The organism is Azohydromonas aeria, assembly GCF_009760915.1.
GTDB lineage: Bacteria > Pseudomonadota > Gammaproteobacteria > Burkholderiales > Burkholderiaceae_C > Azohydromonas > Azohydromonas aeria.
This window is the reverse complement of sequence record NZ_VIDQ01000001.1, coordinates 258,086-282,947: the sequence shown is the minus strand read 5'-3', so window position 1 is coordinate 282,947 and position 24,862 is coordinate 258,086. Positions and strand designations below refer to the sequence as shown.

At 64.2% G+C, this 24,862-nt stretch carries 24 protein-coding genes and 1 pseudogene; 18 read left to right on the top strand and 7 right to left on the bottom strand.

Annotated features, from left to right (window positions below; genetic code table 11):
* Window position 1: 1 nt before the first annotated feature.
* The 18 genes and pseudogenes from FJ694_RS01375 (at window position 2) to FJ694_RS01290 (ending at window position 18,466) form a co-directional block, all read left to right on the top strand.
* A complete protein-coding gene (locus FJ694_RS01375; RefSeq protein ID WP_157263645.1) occupies window positions 2–928 on the top strand; it encodes a GDP-L-fucose synthase family protein in 927 nt (308 codons plus the stop codon).
* 26 nt (window positions 929–954) lie between these two features.
* On the top strand, window positions 955–2,076 hold the full coding sequence (gene gmd / locus FJ694_RS01370; protein ID WP_157263643.1) for a GDP-mannose 4,6-dehydratase: 1,122 nt from the start codon (window positions 955–957) through the stop codon (window positions 2,074–2,076).
* 31 nt (window positions 2,077–2,107) lie between these two features.
* Window positions 2,108–3,121: an NAD-dependent 4,6-dehydratase LegB gene (locus FJ694_RS01365; RefSeq protein ID WP_157263641.1), complete on the top strand. Its 1,014-nt coding sequence runs from the start codon at window positions 2,108–2,110 to the stop codon at window positions 3,119–3,121.
* Window positions 3,122–3,153: 32 nt separating this feature from the next.
* Window positions 3,154–4,305, top strand: a complete 1,152-nt coding sequence (locus FJ694_RS01360) for a LegC family aminotransferase (RefSeq protein ID WP_157263639.1) — start codon at window positions 3,154–3,156, stop codon at window positions 4,303–4,305.
* Window positions 4,302–5,465 (top strand): UDP-N-acetylglucosamine 2-epimerase, encoded by a 1,164-nt coding sequence (neuC, locus tag FJ694_RS01355; RefSeq protein ID WP_198320671.1) that lies wholly within the window; start codon window positions 4,302–4,304, stop codon window positions 5,463–5,465. Before FJ694_RS01360 ends, neuC begins: the two co-directional genes overlap by 4 nt.
* Window positions 5,462–6,550 (top strand): N-acetylneuraminate synthase, encoded by a 1,089-nt coding sequence (neuB, locus tag FJ694_RS01350; RefSeq protein ID WP_157263637.1) that lies wholly within the window; start codon window positions 5,462–5,464, stop codon window positions 6,548–6,550. The genes neuC and neuB overlap by 4 nt, the downstream gene beginning before the upstream one ends.
* The gene (locus FJ694_RS01345) at window positions 6,547–7,218 is read left to right on the top strand and encodes an acetyltransferase (RefSeq protein WP_157263635.1); all 672 of its coding nucleotides are present in this window, start codon (window positions 6,547–6,549) and stop codon (window positions 7,216–7,218) included. Before neuB ends, FJ694_RS01345 begins: the two co-directional genes overlap by 4 nt.
* Before the next feature lie 33 nt (window positions 7,219–7,251).
* Entirely contained in the window at window positions 7,252–8,307 is a 1,056-nt protein-coding gene (locus FJ694_RS01340; RefSeq protein WP_157263633.1) for a nucleotidyltransferase family protein, read from the top strand.
* The gene (locus FJ694_RS01335) at window positions 8,300–9,025 is read left to right on the top strand and encodes an acylneuraminate cytidylyltransferase family protein (protein WP_157263631.1); all 726 of its coding nucleotides are present in this window, start codon (window positions 8,300–8,302) and stop codon (window positions 9,023–9,025) included. The genes FJ694_RS01340 and FJ694_RS01335 overlap by 8 nt, the downstream gene beginning before the upstream one ends.
* 92 nt (window positions 9,026–9,117) lie before the next feature.
* Window positions 9,118–10,263 carry a polysialyltransferase family glycosyltransferase gene (locus FJ694_RS01330; protein ID WP_157263629.1) on the top strand — a complete coding sequence of 382 codons (1,146 nt, stop codon included), beginning with the start codon at window positions 9,118–9,120 and terminating at the stop codon, window positions 10,261–10,263.
* Between the two features lie 19 nt (window positions 10,264–10,282).
* Window positions 10,283–11,515 carry a lipopolysaccharide biosynthesis protein gene (locus tag FJ694_RS01325; protein WP_157263627.1) on the top strand — a complete coding sequence of 411 codons (1,233 nt, stop codon included), beginning with the start codon at window positions 10,283–10,285 and terminating at the stop codon, window positions 11,513–11,515.
* A 372-nt stretch (window positions 11,516–11,887) separates the two neighbouring features.
* A pseudogene (locus FJ694_RS37890) lies at window positions 11,888–12,100 on the top strand (DapH/DapD/GlmU-related protein); the annotation flags it as partial.
* 16 nt (window positions 12,101–12,116) lie between these two features.
* The gene (locus FJ694_RS01315; protein WP_157263623.1) at window positions 12,117–12,623 is read left to right on the top strand and encodes an acyltransferase; all 507 of its coding nucleotides are present in this window, start codon (window positions 12,117–12,119) and stop codon (window positions 12,621–12,623) included.
* Window positions 12,624–12,747: 124 nt separating this feature from the next.
* Entirely contained in the window at window positions 12,748–13,524 is a 777-nt protein-coding gene (locus FJ694_RS01310) for a glycosyltransferase family protein (protein ID WP_157263621.1), read from the top strand.
* Complete coding sequence (locus FJ694_RS01305) at window positions 13,524–14,780, top strand: O-antigen ligase family protein (RefSeq protein ID WP_157263619.1); 1,257 nt, start codon at window positions 13,524–13,526, stop codon at window positions 14,778–14,780. Before FJ694_RS01310 ends, FJ694_RS01305 begins: the two co-directional genes overlap by 1 nt.
* A gap of 12 nt (window positions 14,781–14,792) precedes the next feature.
* Window positions 14,793–15,899: a glycosyltransferase family 4 protein gene (locus FJ694_RS01300; protein WP_198320670.1), complete on the top strand. Its 1,107-nt coding sequence runs from the start codon at window positions 14,793–14,795 to the stop codon at window positions 15,897–15,899.
* The gene (locus tag FJ694_RS01295) at window positions 15,887–16,612 is read left to right on the top strand and encodes a WecB/TagA/CpsF family glycosyltransferase (protein WP_157263615.1); all 726 of its coding nucleotides are present in this window, start codon (window positions 15,887–15,889) and stop codon (window positions 16,610–16,612) included. Before FJ694_RS01300 ends, FJ694_RS01295 begins: the two co-directional genes overlap by 13 nt.
* 444 nt (window positions 16,613–17,056) lie before the next feature.
* The gene (locus tag FJ694_RS01290) at window positions 17,057–18,466 is read left to right on the top strand and encodes a glycosyl hydrolase family 28-related protein (RefSeq protein WP_157263613.1); all 1,410 of its coding nucleotides are present in this window, start codon (window positions 17,057–17,059) and stop codon (window positions 18,464–18,466) included.
* A 145-nt stretch (window positions 18,467–18,611) separates the two neighbouring features.
* Here the strand turns inward: FJ694_RS01290 and FJ694_RS01285 are convergent, their stop codons facing one another.
* The 7 genes from FJ694_RS01285 to FJ694_RS01255 are packed head-to-tail and all read right to left on the bottom strand — an operon-like array spanning window position 18,612 to window position 24,862.
* Window positions 18,612–20,480 carry a polysaccharide biosynthesis protein gene (locus tag FJ694_RS01285; RefSeq protein ID WP_232539837.1) on the bottom strand — a complete coding sequence of 623 codons (1,869 nt, stop codon included), beginning with the start codon at window positions 20,478–20,480 and terminating at the stop codon, window positions 18,612–18,614.
* A gap of 8 nt (window positions 20,481–20,488) precedes the next feature.
* Window positions 20,489–21,082, bottom strand: coding sequence for a sugar transferase (locus FJ694_RS01280; protein WP_157263609.1), 594 nt, complete (start codon window positions 21,080–21,082; stop codon window positions 20,489–20,491).
* Window positions 21,083–21,122: 40 nt separating this feature from the next.
* A complete protein-coding gene (locus tag FJ694_RS01275; protein ID WP_157263607.1) occupies window positions 21,123–21,368 on the bottom strand; it encodes a type II toxin-antitoxin system HicA family toxin in 246 nt (81 codons plus the stop codon).
* The gene (locus FJ694_RS01270) at window positions 21,365–21,574 is read right to left on the bottom strand and encodes a 2-oxoisovalerate dehydrogenase (protein ID WP_157263605.1); all 210 of its coding nucleotides are present in this window, start codon (window positions 21,572–21,574) and stop codon (window positions 21,365–21,367) included. The genes FJ694_RS01275 and FJ694_RS01270 overlap by 4 nt, the downstream gene beginning before the upstream one ends.
* Before the next feature lie 53 nt (window positions 21,575–21,627).
* On the bottom strand, window positions 21,628–22,782 hold the full coding sequence (locus tag FJ694_RS01265) for a DegT/DnrJ/EryC1/StrS family aminotransferase (protein ID WP_157263603.1): 1,155 nt from the start codon (window positions 22,780–22,782) through the stop codon (window positions 21,628–21,630).
* The gene (locus FJ694_RS01260; RefSeq protein WP_157263601.1) at window positions 22,779–24,134 is read right to left on the bottom strand and encodes a UDP-glucose dehydrogenase family protein; all 1,356 of its coding nucleotides are present in this window, start codon (window positions 24,132–24,134) and stop codon (window positions 22,779–22,781) included. Before FJ694_RS01260 ends, FJ694_RS01265 begins: the two co-directional genes overlap by 4 nt.
* Entirely contained in the window at window positions 24,131–24,862 is a 732-nt protein-coding gene (locus FJ694_RS01255; RefSeq protein ID WP_157263599.1) for a class I SAM-dependent methyltransferase, read from the bottom strand. The genes FJ694_RS01260 and FJ694_RS01255 overlap by 4 nt, the downstream gene beginning before the upstream one ends.

Here is a 24,862-nt window from a genome sequence, read left to right as displayed (position 1 = left end):
CATGGGCAAGAACGCCAAGATTTTCGTCGCGGGCCACCGCGGCATGGTGGGCAGCGCGCTGGTGCGCCGGCTGCAGGCCGGGGGCTACGGCAACGTGCTGACCGCCTCGCGCGAGCAACTCGACCTGCTCGACCAGCGCGCGGTGCACGTGTGGCTGGCGCGCGAGAAGCCCGACTACATCTTCATCGCTGCTGCCAGGGTCGGCGGCATCCAGGCCAACAACCTGCAGCGTGCGGACTTCATCTACCAGAACCTGGTGATCGAGGCCAACCTCGTGCACGGCGCGCACCTGGCCGGCGTGCAGCGGCTGATGTTCCTGGGTTCGAGTTGCATCTACCCGCGCGACTGCCCGCAGCCCATCCGCGAGGAGTACCTGCTCACCGGGCCGCTGGAGCCGACCAACGAGCCCTATGCGATTGCCAAGATTGCCGGCATCAAGCTGTGCGAGAGTTACAACCGCCAGCATGGCCGCCAGTACGTGAGCGTGATGCCCACGAACCTGTACGGCCCCAACGACAATTACGACTTGGCCAACAGCCACGTGCTGCCCGCGCTCATCCGCAAGGCGCACGAGGCGAAGCTGCGCGGCGACGCCGAGTACGTGGTGTGGGGCAGCGGCGCGCCGCGGCGCGAGTTCCTGTACGTGGACGACCTGGCCGACGCCTGCGTGCACCTGATGGAGCGCGGCTGGGACGGCGAGCTGGTGAACATCGGCACCGGCGAGGACGTGACCATCCGCGAGCTGGCCGAGACCGTGATGCGCGTGGTCGGCTTCGAGGGCCGCATCGTCTTCGACGCGAGCAAGCCCGACGGCACGCCGCGCAAGCTGCTCGACGTCAGCCGCCTGGCCGCGCTGGGTTGGCGCGCTCGCACCAAGCTTGAAGACGGCATCCGCCTGGCCTACACGGCCGCGCCGTTTCACAACTGAACTGAATTCCTGCAAGAGAGCAACACATGTCCGACAAGAAGGTGGCCCTGATCACAGGCGTGACGGGGCAGGACGGCGCCTATCTGGCCGAACTGCTGCTGGCCAAGGGCTACGCCGTGCACGGCCTCAAGCGTCGCGCGAGCCTGTTCAACACCGACCGCATCGATCACCTCTACCAGGACCCGCACGAGGCAAACCCGCGCTTCACGCTGCACTACGGCGACCTGACTGACTCCACGAACCTCATCCGCATCGTGCAGCAGGTGCAGCCCGACGAGATCTACAACCTCGCGGCCATGAGCCACGTGGCGGTGAGCTTCGAGACGCCGGAGTACACGGCCAACGCCGACGGCATCGGCACGCTGCGGCTGCTGGAGGCCATCCGCATCCTGGGGCTGGAGAAGAAAACGCGCTTCTACCAGGCCAGCACCAGCGAGCTCTATGGCTTGGTGCAGGAGGTGCCGCAGAAGGAAACCACGCCCTTCTACCCGCGCAGCCCCTACGCGGTGGCCAAGCTCTACGCCTACTGGATCACGGTGAACTACCGCGAGGCCTATGGGCTGTACGCCTGCAACGGCATCCTCTTCAACCACGAGAGCCCGATCCGCGGCGAAACCTTCGTCACGCGCAAGATCACGCGTGCCATTGCGCGCATCGCGCTGGGGCTGCAAGACTGCGTGTACCTGGGCAACCTGAGCGCGCTGCGCGACTGGGGCCATGCGCGCGACTACGTGCAGATGCAGTGGCTGATGCTGCAGCAGCAGCAGCCCGAGGACTTCGTCATCGCCACGGGCCGGCAATACAGCGTGCGCGAGTTCGTGCAGCGCGCCGCCAGCGAGCTGGGCGTGACGGTGCGTTTCGAGGGCGAGGGCGAAGCCGAGGTCGGCATCGTCGCGGCCGTGGCGGGCGACCAGGCCAAGGTCAAGGTCGGCGACGTGATCGTGCGGGTCGATCCGCGCTACTTCCGCCCGACGGAAGTCGAGACGCTGCTGGGCGACCCGAGCAAGGCCAAGGCCAAGCTGGGCTGGGAGCCCACGACCAGCTTCGAGGAGCTGGTGCGCGAGATGATCACCAGCGACTACGACTCGGCACGGCGCGACAGCCTCGTGAAGCTCGCCGGCTTCCAGGCTTACGACTACCACGAGTGAATTCCGGATTCCTCAAGCATCAAGACCGCATATGAAGCTGCAAGGCAAGAAGATCCTCGTGACCGGAGCCGATGGCTTCATCGGCTCGCACCTCACCGAGTACCTGGTGCGTGAACTCGGCGCGGACGTGCGCGCCTTCGTCTACTACAACAGCTTCAACTCCTGGGGCTGGCTCGATGAAGCCGAGGAGCAGGTCAAGCGCTCGCTCGACGTGTTTGCCGGCGACATTCGCGACCCCCATGGCGTGCGCACTGCAATGCAGGGCTGCGACGTGGTGATGCACCTGGCCGCGCTCATTGCCATTCCCTACTCCTATCACTCGCCCGACACCTACGTCGACACCAACGTCAAGGGCACGCTCAACGTCGTGCAGGCGGCACGGGAGCTGGGCGTGGAGCGCGTGGTCCACACCTCCACCAGCGAGGTCTACGGCACGGCTCGCTTCGTGCCCATCACGGAAGAGCATCCGCTTCAAGGCCAGTCGCCGTACTCGGCCAGCAAGATCGGTGCGGACCAGATGGCGCAGAGCTTCTTCGCCTCCTTCGCCACGCCGGTGGCCACCATCCGCCCGTTCAACACCTATGGTCCGCGCCAGTCCGCGCGGGCGGTGATCCCGACCATCATCACGCAAATCGCTTCTGGCGCCGACCGGATCAAGCTGGGTGCCGTGCATCCCACGCGCGACTTCAACTACGTGCGCGACACCGTGCGGGGCTTCGTGGCCGTGGCTGAATGCGATGCTGCCGTGGGCCAAGTCGTTAACGTGGGCAGCAACTATGAAGTGTCCGTGGGCGACACGGCACGGCTGATTGCCGAGATCATGGGACGCGACGTCGAGTTCACCTGCGACGAGCAACGCATGCGCCCGGCCGGCAGCGAGGTCGAACGGCTGTGGGCAGACAATACCCGTGCCCGCGAGTTGGCAGGCTGGAGCCCCGAATACCCGGGCATGGAGGGTCTGCGCCGCGGCTTGGCCGAGACCGTCGAATGGTTCAGCCAGCGTGACAACCTGCGCCGCTACAAGGCCGGGCTCTACAACATCTGACCTCTCCATCTCGTACGCCCAAGGGCCGTTCCATGTTCGATGCCTTGATCCGTTTCGTGCGCGAGCAGTACGCCACCAACGACTTCATCCCGCTGCACGCGCCGGTGTTCCCGGGTCGCGAGCGCGAGTACGTGTTCGACACGCTGGAGTCCACCTTCGTCTCCAGCGTGGGCGCGTACGTGGACCGCTTCGAGCAGGACATGGCACGCTATACCGGCAGCCCGCGCGCGGTGGCCACCGTCAACGGCACCGCCGCGCTGCACGTGGCGCTGCTGCTGGCGGGCGTGCAGCCGGGCGAGCTGGTGGTGACGCAGTCGCTGACCTTCGTGGCCACCTGCAACGCCATCGCCTACTGCCACGCTGAGCCCGTCTTCGTGGACGTGGACCGCGCCACGCTGGGGATGTCGCCGCGCGCGCTGGAGCAGTGGCTAGACGAGAACGCCGAGCTCGATGCGGAGGGCCTGTGCCGCACGCGCGCCGACGGCCGCGTGGTGCGCGCCTGCGTGCCCATGCACACCTTCGGCCACCCGGCCGACCTCGACGGCCTGCTCGACGTGTGCCGGCGCTGGCGCCTGGTGCTGGTGGAGGATGCGGCGGAGTCGCTGGGCAGCCTCTACCAGGGCCGCCACACCGGCACCTTCGGGCAACTGGGCACGCAGAGCTTCAACGGCAACAAGATCATCACCACCGGCGGCGGCGGCATGGTGCTCACGGACGAGGTGCTTGGCGCGCGCGCCAAGCACCTCACAACCACGGCCAAGAAACCCCACCCCTACGAGTTCTTCCACGACGAGGTGGGCTTCAACTACCGGCTGCCCAATCTCAACGCGGCGCTGGGCTGCGCGCAGCTCGAGCACATCGAGGACTTCGTCGCCGCCAAGCGGCTGCTGGCACAACGCTACGCCGAGCAGCTCGAAGGCAGCGCGCTGCACTTCGTGCGCGAGCCCGAGGGCTGCCGCTCCAACTACTGGCTCAACGCCGTGATCTGCGACAGCCGCGAGCAGCGCGACGCGCTGCTCGCGGCCACTAACGACGCCGGCGTGATGACGCGCCCAATCTGGCAGCTCATGAACCGGCTGCCCGGCTTCGCGCACTGCCGCCGCGGCGACCTCTCCACCGCCGAGTGGCTGGAAGCGCGCGTGGTGAACCTGCCTAGCAGCGTGTTGCCAGCGAGTGCGGCGTGACTAGGAAACGCATTGCGGTATTCACCGGGACTCGGGCGGAGTACGGCCTGCTGTACTGGCTGCTTAAGGACATCGACGCTAGCGAGCAGCTGGAGCTGCAGCTCATCGTGGCCGCGATGCACCTGTCGCCGGAATTTGGGCAAACCTGGCGCCAGATCGAGCAGGACGGGTTCCACATCGACGCCAAGGTCGAGATGCTGCTGTCGTCGGATACCGCTACCGGCGTGGCGAAGTCCATGGGACTGGGCACGATCGGCTTTGCCGACGCACTGCAGCGGCTGCGCCCGGACGTGCTGGTCGTGCTCGGCGATCGCTTCGAGGCTCTGGCCATCGTGCAGGCTGCACTGGTGATGCGCATTCCCGTGGCTCACCTGCACGGTGGCGAAGTCACGGAGGGTGCTTATGACGATGCGATCCGGCATGCCATCACCAAAATGGCGAGCCTGCACTTCGTGGCCGCAGAGCCTTATCGCCGGCGCGTGATACAGATGGGCGAAAGTCCGTCCACCGTCTTCAACGTCGGCGCGCTCGGCTTAGACCACCTGCAGCGTACGCCCCGCATGACGCTGTCCGAGCTGGGTGAGAGCCTGGGTTTTGTGCTTGCGGCGCCCTTCGTGCTGGCCACGTACCACCCGGTGACCATGGCCACCGAGGATCCGGTGGCCTCGACCACAGCGCTGCTGGAGGCACTAGACGCATTCCCGCAGCACCAGGTGGTGCTGACTTACCCGAACGCAGACAACGGTGGCCGCGCCATCATCCCGCTGCTGCAGCAGTACGCCGCCCAGCGCAGTTCGCGTGTGCTACTGATCGAATCATTGGGATTCAAGCGCTATCTCTCGGCGCTGGCGCACGCGCGTGCCGTGGTGGGCAACTCGTCGAGCGGCATCATCGAAGCGCCTGCGTTCCACGTGCCCACCGTCAACATCGGCGAGCGTCAACTGGGACGTCTGGCGGCCGACTCCGTGCTTCACTGCAGGGCCGATCGCGACGACATCGTGCGCACGCTTGGGCGGGCACTGAGCGACGAATTCCATCGGCACAGCGCAACAACGATCAATCCCTACGGCCAGGGTACTGCCAGCCGGTCGATCGTGCGCGAGCTCGAAGCCCATCCTGACCGCTTCCACAAACGCTTTCACGACCTGGATTTCTCATGAGGAACGCTTCAACCGTAAAGGTCTACGTGATCGCTGAAGCAGGGGTCAACCACAACGGCCAGCGCGAGCTGGCATTCGCGCTGGTGGACCAGGCCGCGGCAGCCGGCGCCGATGCCGTGAAGTTCCAGACCTTCGACGCCACACGCCTGGCCAGCAGGCAAGCGCCCAAGGCGGCCTACCAGAAGCAAAGCACTGATGCCGCGGAAAGCCAGTTCGAGATGCTGCGCAAGCTGGAGCTGCCGCGTGCCTGGCACGCCGAGCTGCAGGCGCACGCGCGCTCGCGTGGCATCGAGTTCCTGTCCACGGCCTTCGATAAGGACAGCCTGGAGTTCCTGTGCGCGCTGGACATGCCGCTGTTCAAGGTGCCCTCGGGCGAGCTCGTCAACGCGCCGCTGTTGTGGCAGTTCGCGCGTACCGGCAAGCCGTTGATCGTCTCCACCGGGATGGCCACGTTGTCGGAAGTGGAACAGGGCCTGGCCGTCATCGCGCATGCCTTGAATGCTTCAGCCGAGCCTGCCGGCATGGACGAAGTGTGGCAGGGCTGGAGCCGCAGCGCCTGGCGCGATTCATTGCACGGGCGCGTGACGCTGCTGCATTGCACCTCGCAGTACCCCACGCCGCCGCAGGAAGTGAACCTACACGCCATGGACCGACTGGCCTCGGCCTTTGGACTGCCTGTCGGCTACTCCGACCACACGGAAGGCACGCTCATTCCCGTGGCCGCCGTGGCCCGCGGCGCCTGTGTGATCGAGAAGCACTTCACGCTCGACCGCAACCTGCCAGGACCGGACCACAAGGCTTCGCTGGAACCCGGGGAGCTGGCGCAAATGCTGCGCGACATCCGCGCATTGCAGCAGGCCCTAGGCGATGGCGCCAAGGCGCCCCAACCCAGCGAGCTCGATACGCGCCGTGCGGCGCGACAGCAGGTCATCGCCGCGCGCGACGTCAGGGCTGGGGAGACTTTCGCACGCGCCGATCTAAGCACAGCACGCTGCGGACGTGGGCTACCCGCCTCGGCCCTATGGGACTTGGTGGGCCGCAGTGCGGCACGCGCCTACGCCAGCGGAGACGTGATCGAGCCATGAGCGCCACCGCATCCTTGCCACTGGTGCTGCTCGGCGCGGGAGGTCATGCCAAGGTGGTGCTGTCGCTGGCTCGTGCAGCCGGCTTCCACTGCCGTGGCGTGTGCGACCCCGCGCTGGCGCGCCAGGGGGTGGCGCAGTGGCGCGGCCTGCCCGTGCTTGGCGGCGACGAGGCGCTGCAGGCGCTCTCGCCGCGGGACGTGGCGCTGGCCAACGGCATCGGGCAACTGGTGCAGGGCACGCTGCGGCGCGAGCTGTTCGAGCGCTGGAAGCAGCAGGGCTTCCGCTTTCCCGCACTGGTACACCCACATGCCTGGGTCGATGCCTCGGCAACGCTGGACGAAGGCGTGCAGGTCATGGCCGGCGCCGTGATCCAGCCCGATTGCCGGGTGGGCGAGAACACCATCGTCAACACCGCCGCCTCGCTGGACCACGACTGCGCCGTCGGCGCCCACGTGCACGTCGCGCCGGGCGCGTGCCTGTGCGGCACGGTCAGCGTTGGCGATGGCGTGTTCGTGGGCAGCGGTGCCACGGTGCTGCCCAACCTGGCACTGGGTACGGGCTCCGTCGTCGCAGCCGGCGCCACGCTGGCGCGGGCGCTGCAGCCTGGCGAGCTGCACCTGCCGCACCGGGCGGTGCAGGCCGGCAGCTACCACCGCGCCAACGACTGACTATCCCAGCTACAAATTGCAGGAATCAAATCGATGAAATCTTGGGAGGCCGTACTCATCGGTCCGCAAGCCTCGCTGCACCAAGCCATCACCGCGCTGGACAAGGCCGGGCTGCAGATCACACTTGTCGTGGACGAATCGCGCCGCATCCTGGGCAGCCTCACCGACGGCGACGTGCGCCGCGCGCTGCTGCGGCAGGTGTCCCTGGACACGCCAGTGACCGAGGTGATGCACAGACACCCACGGACCATGCCGGCCCACAGCAGCAAGGAGCAGATGCTCGCGCTGATGGAAAGGCATCAACTGCTGCAGATCCCACTGGTTGATGCTGACGGTCGCATGGTGGGCCTGGAGACGCTGCATGGCCTGCTACAGGCTCGGCGCAGGCCCAATGCCGTGTTCCTAATGGCCGGCGGCTTCGGCAAGCGGCTGCAGCCGCTGACCGATCATTGCCCCAAGCCGCTGCTCAAGGTTGGCGACAAGCCCATCCTGGAGCTCATCATCGAGGGCTTCGTCAAGGCCGGCTTTCACCGCTTCTTCATCTCCACCCACTACCGGCCCGAGATGATCCGTGACGGCATCGGCGACGGCAGCCGCTGGGGCGTGGAAGTGCAGTACGTGCACGAGGACGAGCCGCTGGGCACGGGCGGCGCGCTGGGGCTGCTGCCGCCCGGGGAGATCAAGGAGCCGATGTTCATGATGAACGGCGACCTACTGACCAACCTCGACTTCGCCAAGCTGCTGCAGTTCCACGATGAGCACGACGGCGTGGCCACCATGTGCGTGCGCGAGTACGAGCACCGCGTGCCCTATGGTGTGATCCAGACCGATGGCGTGCGCATCACGTCCATGGTGGAGAAGCCCGCCTACCGCCACTTCATCAACGCCGGCATCTACGTGCTGTCGCCCGAGGTGGTGCACGCCGTGGCGCGCGGACGCCAAGTTGACATGCCCACGCTGCTGCAGGAGCAGATGAACCAGGGCCGCGCGGTCAACATGTTCCCGCTGCACGAGTACTGGCTGGACATCGGCCGCATGGAGGATTTCCAGCGCGCGCAGGCTGAGGTGACGGGGCTCTTCCATGGCTGAGACCGCCGCCCGGCTGTTGGCGGTGATCCCGGCGCGCGGCGGCAGCAAGCGGCTGCCGGGCAAGAACGTACGCCCGCTGGCTGGCCGGCCGCTGATCGCCTGGTCCGTCGCCACGGCACGAAACAGCGGCATGTGCGAATGCGTGATGGTGTCCACCGACGACGCGCAGATCGCCGCCGTGGCACGCCAAGCCGGCGCTCACGTGCCCTGGCTGCGTCCGCCTGAGCTGGCCACGGATACCGCCACCACGAGCGACGTGCTACGCCACGCGCTGGCTTGGTACGAGGCCGAGCACGGCCGCATCGAGGCCGTGCTCCTGCTGCAGCCCACTAGCCCGCTGCGCCGTACGGACTCGGTGCGGGAAGCGGTGGCGATGTACTTGATGCAGCCCCCGGGGCAGCGCCACTGCGTGGTCAGCGTCAGTCCGGCGGCACCGCATCCCGCGTGGTGCTTTCGGCTCACGGCTCAGGGCATGGAACCCTTCCTAGGCTGGGATGCCCTGTCCCGACGTTCGCAGGATCTGCCGCCGGCTTATGCACTCAACGGCTCGATCTACGTCATTCCGGCCGACACCGTGCGTTCGGGCGAGCCCGTGATCGGGCCAGGGGCGAAGGCCTTTGCGATGTCGGCCCCGTACGAGAGCGTGGACATCGACACCGAGGCGGATTGGCGGCTCGCTGAATCCCTGGTGTCTCAGTTACCAGGGGAAGGAGCATGACCGCCGCCACGCCTGCCACGCAACGCCCCACGGCCTGCACCGCTCGCGCCGGCACGGCTCAAGCGCTGTAAGCGTGGAACGCCAATACCGTCATGATTTTCTTTCTCGTCAACAACGACTATCAGCTGCTTGACGCGCGCCACCACGCCGGCGCCCTGAAACGCGAGGGCTTGGCTTCAACGCTGATCGAGATTCCCCACAAGCTGGCAGATGCACCCGAGGTGGCTGAATTCGCGGCCCGGCTGCGCCTGGCATCGCCGGTGAAATTGCGGGGCCCGGCACGGCGCTGGTTGGGCTACCGGGCGTCGGCCCGAGAAGTCGCCAACCGGCTCGACCCGCAGGCAACGGACGTCCTGTTCATCTACACCGAGTTCGAACTGCTCAACCACTTGGTGGCGCACCGTTTCAAGCGTGCCGGCGCTCGGGTTTTCATCATCGAGGATGGCGGGGTCGGCACATACATCCCCTTCTCGCTGCCCAGTAACGAAGCTCTTTCAACGCGGGAAAAAATTGCTGCGGCAATGACCCGCCGCCTGCCGGGCCTGCGTGGCACGCAATTCCACAAACTCAATGGCATCGTGTTCCCATGGCTGGCAGACGGGCAACTCGACGGCTTGTGCACCTACCGACCCTTGTCCATCGTGCGCAAGATTCCCGTCACCGTCTTAGCTCCTCCCACGCGCCAGAAAATCAGCCCCCGCACGGGCTGCGTCATTTTCTTGAATCAGCCCCTGTACGCCGACTACCAGACCGATGAGGGCTATCTACAGGGCCTGCAGCAGATCATGCAGGCCCTGCAAGCGGGTTTCGATGAAGTACTCTTTAAGTTTCATCCCAGAGAAACAGACGAGTGGACTACGCGTATCCGCAGCACCCTGGCCGAACAGGCACCTCGCGTGCGCATCATCGAGGAAACCGGCCCGGTTGAAACTTTGCTGGAAAGCACCCGGCCCGAGGCTGTTGCGTCTTTCTTTTCCACCACGCTGCTGAACTTGGACGGCACGGGCATTACACCCATATTTCTCTATCACTTACTGCCGGACTTGGCATCACAGACCCTCATGCGGCAACTCACTGGCTTGCTGCAGCAATGGAATTACCGTTTCGTGACACATTGGGAAGATCTCAGGAGCGGCTACGACAGCGGCATGGCCGCTGAGGGCGATGGTATTCGACTCAACCTGCACGACCTTATTACCGCGGCGCCCCCCGTCGCCGCTTCCCAGGAAGTTAACTGAACAGGCCGGATGCACCACAATGAAGTTCGGCAAGCAGTTGACCCACTTGGGGTTGTACCTGAGTTTCTCGCTGTCCGGCGCTGCCTTGAGCTTCGGCGCCGTACTGATACTTACCCGCGTTCTTCCAACTGAAGAGTACGGTGCGATTGGCATTTTTTTTAGCATCCTGTACTTAGTGGCCCCGGCCGTCTCACTGGCCGCGGATGGACTGGTGTCGGTCAACAAGTCCCGCTTGGATCCCAAGCAGTATCTTGAATTCCAGCGAACCTACGTCACCATAGCTTTTGCATCCTTCCTGGTATTCCAAACTGGATTTGTCCTGGCATGGCTCGCCAAACTTTATACGATGCCGCTGCTCGCTTTCGTCCCGGCGTATGCGCTGATCCGCTTTCTCTCCGCCATGGCCGCTGCGGAAAGTGTGATCGACGAAAAGCCCTGGCTCTATGGCCTGATTGCTGTTCTGACCCCAGCCTCTGCACTGGCCATGACTGCAATGTTGGTTTTTACGCTGGGAGGGTATGCCGTATACCGCATTCTCGCCACCTTTTTGGCAGAGGCGCTCGTCGTGTTTTTTCGATACCGGACCCACCTGATACATTTTGTGGCGCTGCGCTTCGACCGCGCGACAGCCCGGCAAATTTTCCGCTTTGGCTTGCCCAGTCTAGTTGCCTTAACGGGGGGTTGGGCTCTTAACGAGTCCGACAAGATTATCATCGCGCGGGAAGCTGGCCTCGACGTCGCAGGCATCTACACGGCGGCAGCCTCTTTGGCGGCCATTATGATGACGCTCAATCAATCCGTCACCAATGCGCTGTACCCTGAAATGTTCCGGCGACTCAAGACCGGCCAACAGCTCAGGCAGGTCATCATTCGCTACGTCGCCAGTTTCGTGGGTATTTCCAGCCTGCTGTGCCTCGCCGTTATCAGCGCCTATTTGCTCGTGCGCGACATCGTGCTGCCCGAGCGCTATGCCGATACAAAACCCTTTTTCATTGCCTTGGCCCTGGCGGGGGTGGCGGTCAGTTTCTACCGCCCTTTCGGACTCGCTGCGGAATACTTTCAACTGGCCCGCACGCGTGCCATCGCCATTTTGCTCGGCGGCGCCACCACGCTGTTGGTTTCCACGGTGGGCGTGCGCCATGGCAACGCGCTCTGGGCGCCGGCCGGCATTGCAGCAGGCTATTTGATGGCAGCCTTCGTCGTGGCCAGCGGCTTGAAAATGAGAGAAAAAAACCACTCAAACACCCAATGACGCCGCGTCGCATTTTTCATGAAGCAGGTCAGAAATTTTCTCATCCATTTCCTGCGCTTGCTGCAGATCGAGCGCCTTCAGCAGCGCTGGCAATCCCTCATGGTGAGCGTGAAACTGGAAAACTACCACCGCCAAGGTGTTCAACTAAAGTTTGTAGCCCAAGGCGGCAATGATTTCGAGATCATGGGCGACCTGTCTCGCTTCGAAATTTCGCCGACTTCTCATATCAAGTCCGGCACCTACATTGAAGCCAGCGGCGGTGTGCGCATTGGCCGGTATTTCCATCCAGGTCGCGGCCTGACAATTTTCTCGGCCACGCACAACTACGAGGGTGCCTCCCGCCTGCCCTATGACGAAGTCATCATTCACCGTCCCGTCGTGATTGAAGATTTCGTATGGTGTGGCGCCAACGTCACCATCCTGCCCGGCGTCACGATCGGCGAAGGGGCCGTCATTGCAGCCGGCAGCGTGGTAACCAAGAATGTTCCACGATTGGCCGTGGCGGGCGGCAATCCCGCCAAGGTCATCAAATATCGGGACGATGTGCATTTCAACCAATTGAAGTCGAATGATTGCTTTTTTTAAAAATTGGAGCCGACTGATGGAGCGCGCCAGACGCGCCTACTACCGCCACGTCACCTTTGACAGGGTGGATTTCGACCGAAACTCCGTAATTCTCGGCGCAGATGTCTGCCGCAATTTCCATTTGGTTCACGGGCAAAATCTAAGCATCGGACAAGGCACGGTACTCAACGGCGATTGCTATCTCAATGCCCAAGGTGGCATACGCATTGGAAAATACTGCCATATTGGCAAAGGCCTGACGGCACTGTCGTCGAACCATAATTTTCGCTCAAGCACAAGAATTCCGTATGATCAGCACGACATTATGCAGCCCATTGCCATCGGCGATGCAGTCTGGATTGGTGCCAACGTCAGCCTTTCGCCCGGCACGCAAATAGGCGACGGTGCCATCATCGCGCTGGGCGCTGTCGTACGGGGCACGGTGCCACCTTGTGCGATTGTCGCCGGCAACCCGGCCACCGTCGTAGGCTGGAGGAATAAGGACGACTTCAACCGGCTTGCGCGTGAAGGAGCCTATGCATGACATGCTGGCCCACCGAAGAAAAAATCTAACGCTGCTGATGCAGTCGTCATGGCTGCACCATCGCATGCTTTCAAACCATTGCCGGGACGTGGGCATTCGAATCAAGAAATCGTAAGGCAAGCATATGAAGCTGCACATCATCACTGTCGTGTACCAAGATGGCGACGACCTCGCAGCCACCTACGAAAGCTGCCACTCTCACGGGCATTCTCCATTGAACATGGTTCATTGGATCTTCATTAAAAAATACCATGATGAACTTCAGACCAAATATCCGCGCTCGCAAGTTTTCCACAGCAATGACAGGGGAATCTACAACGCCATGAACCTTGCGTTCGGCCATATCAGCTCGAGTTTGCAAGACAACGACGTTGTTTTATTCCTCAATGCAGGCGACAAGATCGAAGGCCGCGAACTCGCAGCCCATTTGCAGCACCATGTCCGGGAACAGGCCGATGTCAGCGTGGCGGCGGTCACGTTGCTGCGCCATGAGGTGCCGCTGAGCAAGCGCCTGCCACCCAATCCGGACACGACACTTGGCGCCATTATTTATCGCCAATTCCCGTGTCACCAATCGACGTTTTACGCAGCCAAGCTGTTGAAAAAAGTCTGGAACCAACGCGGTTGTCTGTACCGCGAAGAATTCAATGTTTGTGGCGACCTGGAACTCTATCTAGCGGTTCAGCGCAGCAAGGTCGTAGCCACCGACCTAGCCACCAGCGCCTATGACGTCGACGGATATTCATCGAAACAAGCTCTGGTCGTTGCCAGAGAAAAGAAACGGCTGGCTCGGATGTATCGCGTCGGCGCTTGGTGGCGATGCTATTCCACCTACTGGCATTTCAAGGCTCGTCTGGTAGCACCCAAACGGCTCGTCTTGCGGCTGCTCCGGAGAGCATGATGAAAGCCAATCCACTTGCTGTTGCCTTTTTCACACTGGCCTTTTTTGCAGATTATCTGGAAGCTTTCGGCATCGGCTTTGGACTGAAAGCCGGTGTAACTCTGATTTTTCTGGTGACCTATGTGCCGGCCGCCTTGCAGATGAAGCGCGCCAGCTTGGCCGCCATGCTGCTGGCGCTGGGATACCTGTCGTACTGCCTGTTCAGATTTTCCAGCTTTGCCGCTTCGACTTACGAGTTCACCAAGTTGTTACTGGCCTTGATCTTCATACTGGGCTGCATCAATGCCAGCACCGGCAGCCGTCGCGCAGCCGCCGGGCCGGTACGTCTTGAGAGTGCCCTGCAGTTAGCTCTGACCCTGGCCATCGCCATCAACGCATTCTTTGTATTGATTCAGGTGCTGTTGGGCAACCACGCCCTGATCGCCGTCGGCGTTCCTTCCAACTTTTTTGACGGTCCGCAGAAGGAGGGCCGCTACAGCGGACTGATCTTGAATCTGCCGCTGTGGTCTTCAATGCTTTTCGTACGTCTCCTGCGCATAGACCGCAAGCTTTTTCCGGTTGACGCATGGCCAGCTTCTAGAATCTACAAATTCATGCTTTACGGCTTGTTGATCCTTTCCGGTCAGAAATACATCATCATGTGCACCCTGATTTACCTGGCGCTGCGGTTGCCTTTCTTGAAAATCACGGTGCTCGCCGTCGTACTTGCCTTGGTCGCACCGCTACTGTTGAATACAGAAAACTTCCAGATCGTTGACCGCATGCGCCAAGCTGCGGACATCGTTGACACGGGCATCATCAACCTGTTCAGGAGTGCGGATGCATCAGCCGATTACCCACAGTTCCTGTTCCTTGACCTGCGCTTGAATTCCTGGCTTTACAGCCTGGCCAACATCATTGAGAACCCCTTCGGCCGGGGGCTGGGAACCTGGGGAGATTTTTCGGCATCGCTCAACCCGCAGATCGTCAACCCGATCACGCTGTCGGAAAGCCAGTGGGCGCATATGCTCGTAGAGCAAGGCTATGGCGCCTTCGCTTTCCTCCTGCTGGCATCGGCACCGTTCCTCTTTGCCCACCGCGCGTTGCGCAGCAATTTGCGCTGGCTTGGTTTTCTGATTTTCCTGGCGGGCTGGTTCACCATGGGAACCAGCGACTATCTTTGGTTTTTCGTGACCTTTGCCCTGCTGTTCAACCTGCGTGCCGTTCACAACCCAACATCGTGGCGCCGGCGCCCTCGCGCACTTGCGCAGCCCTGACCGAGTATGACCATGGAGTGGTTGTTTCTTTCAAACATGTTTCCTTCAGCGAGCGACCCGTCTTATGGCGCGTTCGTGGCGCGCAGCCTGTCCGACTTGAAATCGCAGGGCATCAAGATCGCGCACACGGTGGTTATCGAAGGCAGACATTCGGGCTGGGCCAAGCTGCGCCGTTACCTGGACTATTTCCGTCGCATTTTCAGTGCCGGCAGTTCCAGGAGAGTCGAGGCCATATATGCACACTATGCGTCACACCATTGCCTGCCAATCGCGCTGCTGGCGCTCCTATTCCGCAAGAAGCTGGTACTGCACATTCATGGCGACGACTTGGCCATGCGCCAGAGCCTGAGTCGTGCATTGAACCGCACGGGTCAGCATACACTGGTCAAGCATGCTCGCTTGATCATAGTGCCGTCGCTGTACTTCTCAGAAATGCTGCGCGCCGTCTACCGCGACGTGGACGAGAACAAGATTTTTGTGTCTCCGTCCAGTGGCGTGGAAATAGATGCTTTCGCAGCTTCAGGACAGTCCCGCGTCAGGTATTGGGATACCGCAGGCAGTGCTCCCACCATTGCCCACTTTGGTTACGTCGGCCGTATTGATGCCGACAAGGGCTGGAAACTCATTTTCGAAGCTTGCGCCAAACTCCCCCATCATTTGGCCGAGCACGTTCACCTTCATTTCTGGGGTAGCGGCCAAGAGCTAGATGATCTGCATTTAGAGATATCAAAAATTGGATTCTCGCAAGCCACGTATCATGGCCACGTTGAACCGGACAAGGTGCCTGACATTCATCGAGAATTTGACTTTCAAATTATTCCTTCCTACCGCGAGAGCCTAGGTCTATCTGCCATCGAGGGCTTAGCTGCTGGCCACGTGGTTCTGTGTTCGGCCATACGACCATTCACAGATTTCACCACAGACGGAGAAACGGCCATTCATTTCGCTCCCGGCGATGCTGAATCACTCTGCAGCGCCATGACCCAAGTCATTACAGGCTCCTCCGTACAATGGCGTGCGATGTCGGTCGCCGCTTCTCGACTGGCGCGACAGTACGACCGTCAGCTCGTGGCGAAGCAACTGTCCGACATGATCAGGAACAAAGTATGCAGCAACTGAAGGTTTTTGGATTAACATTTAAGGGCTTGACGCGCGAACAAATTTTTGCGCCTCACGACGGATGCAGATTGATCGTAACTGTCAACGCGGATTTCATTGTCCGCGCCAATGAGCAGGATCAACGCCTGGCAGAAATCATCAACTGCCACACAAGCACTTTCGATGGCATGTGGCCGTTTCAAATTGCTCGCCGAAAATTTCCGGATATAAGGATTGAAAAAATCAGCGGCTCGGACCTTATTTATCAACTGGCCGAACGTTGCGTCGCCTCATCTGGGACGTTGTTGCTTGTGGGCGGTGCGCCAGCCAGTGCTGCCGGCGCCCAAGCCAACTTGAATCGGCGCTACTGCAAGGATTTTTGTAGAGCATGGTCACCTGATTTCGAAAAATATCCTTACTCTGCAAGATTTGTGGAACAATTCCAGTCCTTGGTGCGGCAGCACAAGCCCAAGGTTATTGCTTTCTGCCTTGGCTCCCCGTCTCAAGAATATTTTGCTCAGGACCAACTGGCGTTCATGACGAACGAGGGTGTGGAATACTGTATCGGCGCCGGGGGAACAGTGGATTTTCTTTCCGGCAAACTCAAACGTGCCCCCGCCCTAGTACAAGTTATCGGCTTAGAAGGCCTGTGGCGGCTGATGACACAACCCTCGTTGTTTCGCATCCAGCGATTGCTCCGGTCAGTGCGGGTTTTTCGCTTCATGTACCGATAGGACGCAAGTGTCGCGGGCTCAGAGGCCGAGAATGAATTGACGAAGCAAGATTTCGGGCCACTTCAAGGGGTCTTCGACCCCTTTTCCGCACCTCAAAAAAAATCGCTCTACGGCCGTTCTGTGAGGCCGCGTCTTTACGCTGTGGGCATTCATAGCAGCACCTTCTAATTTACTCTCAGCCTCTCAGTCGTGGCGCGTGGCCGACTGGCCCCGCCTCGCCGTGACCACCATTGCACCATTACAGAATGCATATACCCGGTGAAACAAGATTGTTCCCACGACGGTTCGTCGCACGAAGACAATGACGGAATGCCTCCTCGTCAGAAGAGTCCAACGCCCGGAATCCCGGCACCCGAGCTTTCCGTGCTCCACCGCCGGCGCATGATGCTGTTGACTGGTGCCTTGGGAGGGCTGGTGGCTGAACAACCAGCCCACGCTGCGGATATGACCCCGACCGCCGCCGCACCGGCATCAAATGAGTTCACCTCTGTGATGCGCTTTGGCGCCAAAGGCGATGGTCTAGCCGATGACACGGCGGCGATCCAGGCAGCTATCGATTCAGTACCACGGTTTCAGGAGCCCGGGTGGAAGCCAGCCGGCTTGTATTTTCCGGTACCCCCTGTCAAATATAGAGTTACCCGCACTTTGACCTTGAGAAACCATCAGGGTTTGATGATCCACGCCGAGGGCTGCCGCATCGAGGCTAATTTTCCAGGAATCGTGCTAGATATTGGCGATACCAGCGGGGCCAACGACATGCTACGATTTCATCTCGACGGCCTAGAGGTGGTCCAACTTTCCAAGGCTGAAGGGTCCGGGGCTGTTCGTGCACGCCATATCTATGGAGGAAGTTTCTCTCGGTGCTATTTTTTCGGTGGACGCGTTGCTTTCGAACTAGACGGAAATGCCAACCTGGTTTCAGCCTGCATGTTCCGCGCCGCTCAGGATGCCAATGTCAGGACCGGCATGCGAGGTAACAACGAGGTCAATATATTTCATGCATGCACCAATGAGCTTTCTAACGGCTATGGTTATGATCTCGGTGTCGGGTCTGGCTCAGGCGGCTTCACGATTATTGATGCAGGATACTGCGAGCACAACGCCAAGGGCGGTATCTTCATCTCCAACAATCAGAAGACGAAGATTCGCGACGTTTATTTCAATCTTCAAAACCGTTCCAGCGCCATTGTTCTCGGCGGCACGGTTGGCCCCAATTACAGTAATCCCAGCGTGAGCGTTGAAGGCTGCCGCGTGCTAGGCTCGGCATCCGGCAGTGCATCCAAGTTCATTGAGGAACTCGGCCCTTCTTCAATCAATTGCCAGTATGCGGACAATACGTTGGAAGACAACGCTTGCAACATGTATGGCACGGCACAGAAAAGCATCAATTTGCGCCGCAAGGGCCGGTTGTGCCATATCGTCAATGCCCGCTCCATTACCCAGATTGGCGCTAGCGGGGCTCCAGACGGATGGACCTTGGGTGGCCAAGGCAACGTTTCCCTGGTAGCAAGCGTATCGCCTTATGTCAGCGGTTTCGCCGCTAGCATTTCAAATTCCAACCGGCTCATCTTTCAGCGCATCACTGCTCCTGCAAGTTCGCTTGTTCGCGTTACTGTGTGGGCCCGGTGCTCGGGTTCGCAGGCTCGGGCGTCACTGCAGGTCTGGTCACTTGGGTTCGATAAACAGTACAAAGCCGTGAGCAGCTCCAGCGCGGCGTCCGTGCCACTGGAACTTCACCTCACCCCATCGGAGCGCAGTAACAGCGGCACGGCATTCCTGCTGGTGCTGATGAATGCCGGCTTCGGCGATGAGGCGCAGTTCAACGACGTCGAAATCGAGGACATGTCGGCTTAGAGATGGCAACGCCGACCGGGTCAGCCTCCTGACAGGCTTAGTCTGAAGCATTTCTGGGATAAACAAGCGTTTCTGGACCGGCTTAACTTGAGAGCGCATGCCCCTATCGACGCTGTAGTACCAGATCCAAAGGCACAGCTCTCCCTTACCCCCCGCTCCGGAACTCCGGCACCAGCTCCCGCAAACACGCCCGCACCGCCGCGTCGCCCTGGCGCGCCGCCGCCTCGCAGCGCTCCAGCCACGGCCCCACCCGCTCGCGCGCGGCCGCGTCGTTGAGCCGCGCGATGCGCAGCCGCTGGAAGCGCGTGGGCAGCGTGGTGTCGGCGTCGGCCAGCAGCTCCTCGAACAGCTTCTCGCCCGGGCGCAGCCCGCTGAAGACGATGGGCACCTCCTCCGGCGCCATGCCCGCCAGCCGGATCAGCTGCCGCGCCAGGTCCACGATCCGCACCGGCTCGCCCATGTCGAGCACCAGCACCTGGCCGGATTCGCCAATGGCCGCGGCCTGCAGCACCAGCCGCGCCGCCTCGGGGATGGTCATGAAGTAGCGAATGATGTCCGGGTGCGTCACCGTCACCGGCCCGCCGCGCGCGATCTGCTCCTTGAACTTCGGGATCACGCTGCCGCTGGACCCGAGCACGTTGCCGAAGCGCACCGCCATGAAGCGCGTGCCCGGGTGCAGCGCCGCCAGGTGGCTGACCACCAGCTCCGCCGCGCGCTTGGTCGCGCCCATCACGTTGGTCGGGTTCACCGCCTTGTCGGTGCTGATCAGCACGAAGCGCTCGGCGCCGCCTTCCGCCGCGGCCAGCGCCGCGTGGTACGTGCCCAGCGCGTTGTTGCGCAGCGCCGCGCCCGCGTTGTCCTCCTCCATCAGCGGCACGTGCTTGAACGCCGCGGCATGGAAGACCACGTGCGGGCGCCAGCGCGCGCAGGTGGCGCGCAGGTGGGACAAATCCTTGACGTCGCCCACCAGCCGCACCAGCGGCAGGTGCGGGAAGCGGTCGGAGAGCTCCTGCTCGATGCCGTAGAGCGCGAATTCGCTGAGCTCGTAGAGCACCAGCCGGGCCGGGCCGTAGCGCGCGACCTGGCGGCACAGCTCGCTGCCGATGGAGCCGCCGGCGCCGGTGATCAGCACCGTCTTGCCGTTGAGCGTGCCGGCAATGCCGGCCTCGTCGAGCAGCACGGGGTCGCGGCCCAGCAGGTCTTCGGCCTCGACGCCGCGCAGCCGGTCCACGGCGCCCGTGCCCTGGCGCAGCTCCTCCAGCGTGGGCATGGTCAGCACGCGCAGCCCGCTGGCGGCGGCCAGGTCCAGCGCGCGCCGCCGCGCCGCGGTGGCGGCACCCGGCAGCGCGACGATGACGTGGGTGGCGTCGGCGCGGATGTCCTCGCGCGCGACGTCCTCCAGCCGCCCGATCACCTGCACGCCGCCGATGCGCGCGCCCTGCTTGGCCGGGTCGTCGTCGAGCAGCCCCAGCACGCGCCAGCCCTGGCGCTGGATGCCGCCCAGCAGCAGCCGCGCGGCCTCGCCCGCGCCCATCACCAGCGCGCGCTGCGGCGCGCCGCCGGCGCCGGCGGCGCTGCCCTGGCGCGCGTGCTCGTAGAGCATGCGGTAGGCGATGCGCACGCCGCACACGCCCAGCAGGCTCATCAGCGGGTGCAGCGCCAGCACCGCGCGCGGCACGGCCTGCAGCTGCGCCATGAGCACCACCACGGCGCTGAGCGAGCCGGCGGCGAAGCAGGCCGCGCCCAGCCGGCGCAGCTCGCCCACGCCCACGAAGCGCCACATCGCGCGCGGAATGCCCAGCAGCGCGAACACCGCCAGGTACGCCGCGATCACGCCGGCCATGACCCAGGGGTCGTAGTCCGGGCGCGCGCTCCACCAGCGCTCGAAGCCCAGGCGGAACAGGTACGTCGCGTTCCAGGCCAGCGCGATGACGGCGGCGTCGATGGCCATCGACAGCGCCTCGCGCCGCGTGCGCAGCCGGTCGGCGAGCCGGCCGAGGCGGCCCCAGGGCATGGCGCCGCTCATCCGCGCGAGGCCAGCAGCCGCAGCGTGCGCAGCAGGATGCGCACGTCCGACGCCAGCGTGGCGCTGCGCGCATAGCCCGCGGCCAGCGCCAGCTTCGCGGGCAGCACCTGCTCGACGTAGGCGCGCTCGGGGTCAGGGGCGCGGGCCAGCAGCGCGTCCTCGTCCAGGTGCGCCAGCGAGGCCGGGTCGGTGATGCCCGGGCGCACCGACAGCACCTGCTCGCGCAAGGCCGGCGGATAGTGCGCCACGTAGCGCGGCACCTCCGGGCGCGGCCCGACCAGGCTCATGTCGCCCTTGAGCACGTCGATGAGCTGCGGCAGCTCGTCCAGGCGCCTCGTGCGCAGCCAGCGCCCGGCGCGGGTGATGCGCGCATCCGCCCCCACCGTCAGCGGCAGCCCGGCGGCCTGGGCGCGCATGGTGCGGAACTTGTGGATGCGAAAGGTGCGGCCATGCCGGCCGACGCGCTCCTGGCGGAACAGCGCGGGGCCGGGCGAGTCCAGCCGGATCCACAGCGCGATGCCCAGCAGCAGCGGCGACAGCAGCAGCAGCGCCGCCGCGGCGATGACGAGGTCGAAGAGACGCTTGCCCATGTACGCAATCAACACCCACCAGTACAGCGGCCCCTGGACTTCACAAGCCCAGCCGCTGCAGCAGCTCGTCCCTTTCAATCCTCAACCTGCCGCAAACCTCCGACAGGATGGCCGCCAGCGTGCCCAGCTTGAGCGGCTGGTGCGCCGGGATGGTCACGTGATGCCCGGGCGCCTCGTGCAGCGTCAGCCGGATGTGGCTGCCGCTCTGCCGCGTGACCGCATAGCCCACGCGCGCCAGCGCCTTGGCCAGCTGCAGCCCGGTAACGTCACGCGGCAGCTTGGTCATGCCGCCAGCACCTCGTCGCGCACGAAGTGCAGCCGGATCAGGCGCGGCTTGTCCTCGGGCTCGAAGTGGCAGCCCACCGCATCGCGTACCTGCTCGCGCAACTCGGGCAGCGTGTCGGCCTGCACGAAGATGCCTTGGCCCAGGGCGCGTGCCACGAAGCCGCCTTCGGGCGCCTCTTCCACCGTGAACAGGATTTCGGTCTGCATGCTTGCCTCGCTGTCTGCCATGCCGGAATTGTCGCCGCGCCTGCCCGGCCCCTTCAGCCCAGCGCCCCGCGCACCGCCGCGATCACGCGCGCCACGTCCGCGTCCGTCATGCGCGTGTAGATCGGCAGGCTCAGCATGCGCTCGTAGGCGTGCTGGCTGCGCGGGAAGTCCTCGGCCTTGAGCCCGTAGCGCTCGCGCCAGTACGGGTGCAGGTGCAGCGGGATGTAGTGCACGCTGCAGCCGATGCCGGCCTTGAAGAGGGCGTCCACGAAGGCGTCGCGCCCGATCGGCGCGCCCTCGGCCAGGCGCAGCACGTAGAGGTGCCAGGCATGCGTGTCGCCGCCCTGCGGCCCTGGCGGCGTGACGAGCGGCAGGCCCCGGAAGGCCTCGTCGTAGGCCGCCGCGATCTGCGCGCGCCGCTGCTGGAAGGCATGCGCCTTCTTCAGCTGGTGCAGCCCCAGCGCCGCGGCGATGTCGGTCAGGTTGTACTTGAAGCCCGGCGCGACGATCTCGTAGTACCAGCTCGGCACCGTGGCCGTGAAGCGGTCGAAGGCGTCGCGGCTCATGCCATGCAGCCGCATCACGCGCGCGCGCTTCGCCACCTCGGCATCGCGCGTCACCAGCATGCCGCCCTCGCCCGTGGTCATGGTCTTGTTCGCATAGAAGCTGAACACGGTGGCGTCGCTGGCAAGCGTGCCGACGAGCTGCCCGGCGCGGGTGGTGGGCAGCGCATGCGCGGCGTCCTCCACCACCTTCAGCCCATGCCGGCGCGCGATGTCGAGGATCGCCGGCATGTCCGCGGCCAGGCCGGCGTAGTGCACCGGCAATATCGCCCGGGTGCGCGGCGTGATGGCGGCCTCCACCGCGGCGGGGTCGATGTTGAGCGTGGCCGGGTCGATGTCCACGAGCCGCACGTCCGCGCCCAGGTAGCGCACCACCTCGGCGGTGGCGGTGAAGGTGTGCGTGGTGGTGATGACCTCGTCGCCGGGGCCGATGCCCAGCGCCTCCAGCGCCAGGTGCAGCCCGGCGGTGGCGGAATTGACGGCAATGCACTGCAGTGCCTCGTCGCCCAGGAACTCCGTGAATGCCTGCTCGAAGCGGCGCGCCTTGGGCCCGGTGGTGATCCAGCCGGAGCGCAGCGTGTCCACCACCTCGGCGATCTCGTCGTCGCCGATCTCGGGCAGCGCAAAGGGCAGGAAGGCGCTCACGCCTGGGCACTCCCCGCCCCGGCCAGCCCGGTGCCGCGCCCGATGCCGTGGTACTCCAGCCCCATGGCGCGCATCAGCACCGGGTCGAACAGGTTGCGCCCGTCGAAGACCAGGGGTTGCCTGAGGCGGCTGCGCAGCCCGTCGAAGTCCGGGCTCTTGAACTCGCGCCACTCGGTCACGAGCACCAGCGCGTCGGCCCCGTCCACCGCCTCCATGGCGCTGGCCGCATAGGCCAGGCCCGGCTGCTCGCCGAAGACGCGCCGCGCCTCGTCCATCGCCACCGGGTCGTAGGCGGTCACGGCCGCGCCGCGCTCCAGCAGCTGCTGCACCAGCACGCGGCTGGGCGCCTCGCGCATGTCGTCGGTGCCGGGCTTGAAGGCCAGGCCCCACAGCGCGAAGCGCCGCCCCGACAGGTCCGCGCCGAAGCGCGCCGTGATCTTGTCCACCAGCACGCGCTTCTGGCGCTCGTTGGCGCGCTCCACGGCGTCGAGCACCAGCAGCGGCTGCCCCTGCCCGGCGCCGGTGTGCAGCAGCGCCTTGACGTCCTTGGGGAAGCACGAGCCGCCGTAGCCCGTGCCCGCGTACAGGAAGTGCGTGCCGATGCGCGGGTCGCTGCCGATGCCGCGGCGCACCTGCTCGATGTCCACCCCCACCTTCTCCGCCAGCAGCGCCAGCTCGTTCATGAAGCTGATGCGCGTGGCCAGCATGGCGTTGGCCGCGTACTTGGTGAACTCGGCGCTGCGCACGTCCATGAGCTGCAGCCGCTCGTGGTTGCGGATGAAGGGCGCGTACAGCGCGCGCATGAGCAGCACGGCGCGCTCGTCGTCGGCGCCGATGACGATGCGGTCCGGGCGCATGAAGTCCTCCACCGCCGCGCCCTCCTTGAGGAACTCGGGGTTGGAGACCACGGAGAAGTCCACCGCCACGCCGCGCGCGGCCAGCTCCTCGGCCACGGCCGCGCGCACGCGGTCGGCCGTGCCCACGGGCACGGTGCTCTTGTCCACGATGACCTTGTAGTCGGTCATGCGCCGGCCGATGGCGCGCGCCGCCGCCACCACGTGGCTCAAGTCGGCCGAGCCGTCCTCGTCGGGCGGGGTGCCCACGGCGATGAACTGCAGCGTGCCGTGGCGCACGGCCGCGTCCACGTCGGTGGTGAACTCCAGCCGCCCCGCCGTCACGTTGCGCCGCACCACCTCCAGCAGCCCCGGCTCGTGGATGGGCAGCCCGCCCTCCTGCAGCACGCGGATCTTGCTCTCATCCAGGTCCAGGCACAGCACGTGGTTGCCCATCTCCGACAGGCACGCGCCCGTGACCAGGCCCACGTAGCCGGTGCCCACGACAGTGACTTTCATGATCTCACTCCTTGTTCAGAACTCTCGGGCTTGGCGATCCAGCACAGCCGGTGCGTGCGCAACCACGGCAGCACGTCGAGCAGCCGGTGCAGCGCCGGGTGCGCGCGCACGGCCGCGCGCGCCAGCGGCGGCGCCAGCGTGACGCGGCGCGCCTGGATGCGCCCCTGCGGAAACAGCGCGCGCACGCGCGCCAGCGGCACGCCGCGCACGTCCGGGTTGCGCGGGTTGTCGAAGGCGAAGTCGTACCACAGCACCGCGCCGCCGGGGCGCAGCCAGCGCCACATCGCGCCGGCCAGCCGCTGCTGGAAGGCGTCGTCCAGCAGCGAGGAGAACACGGTGCTCTGCAGCACGATGTCCTGGCTGCCCGGGACCACGTCGGCCTCGACGGCATTGCCCAGCACCAGCCGGGTGGCGGCCGGCAGCCGCTCGCGCGCCTGCGCATGGCGCTCGGCCAGCAGCTCGATGCCGGTGAGGTGCGCGGGCGCGAAGCCCAGGCGCAGCAGCTCCAGCAGGTTGTCGCCGTGGCCGCAGCCGACCTCCGTGACGCGCAGCGCCGCCAGGTCGAAGCCCGCGTGCGCGCGCAGCAGCGCGCACAGCGCGCGCTCGCGCTGCTGGCGCGCCAGCAGCACGTTCACGAGCAGCGGGTGGTAGCGGTCCCCGAGACCGGCGCGGCGCGCGTAGCGCGCGCGCACGGCGGCGGCTTCGTCGTTGTCGGGCGTGGCGTCCAT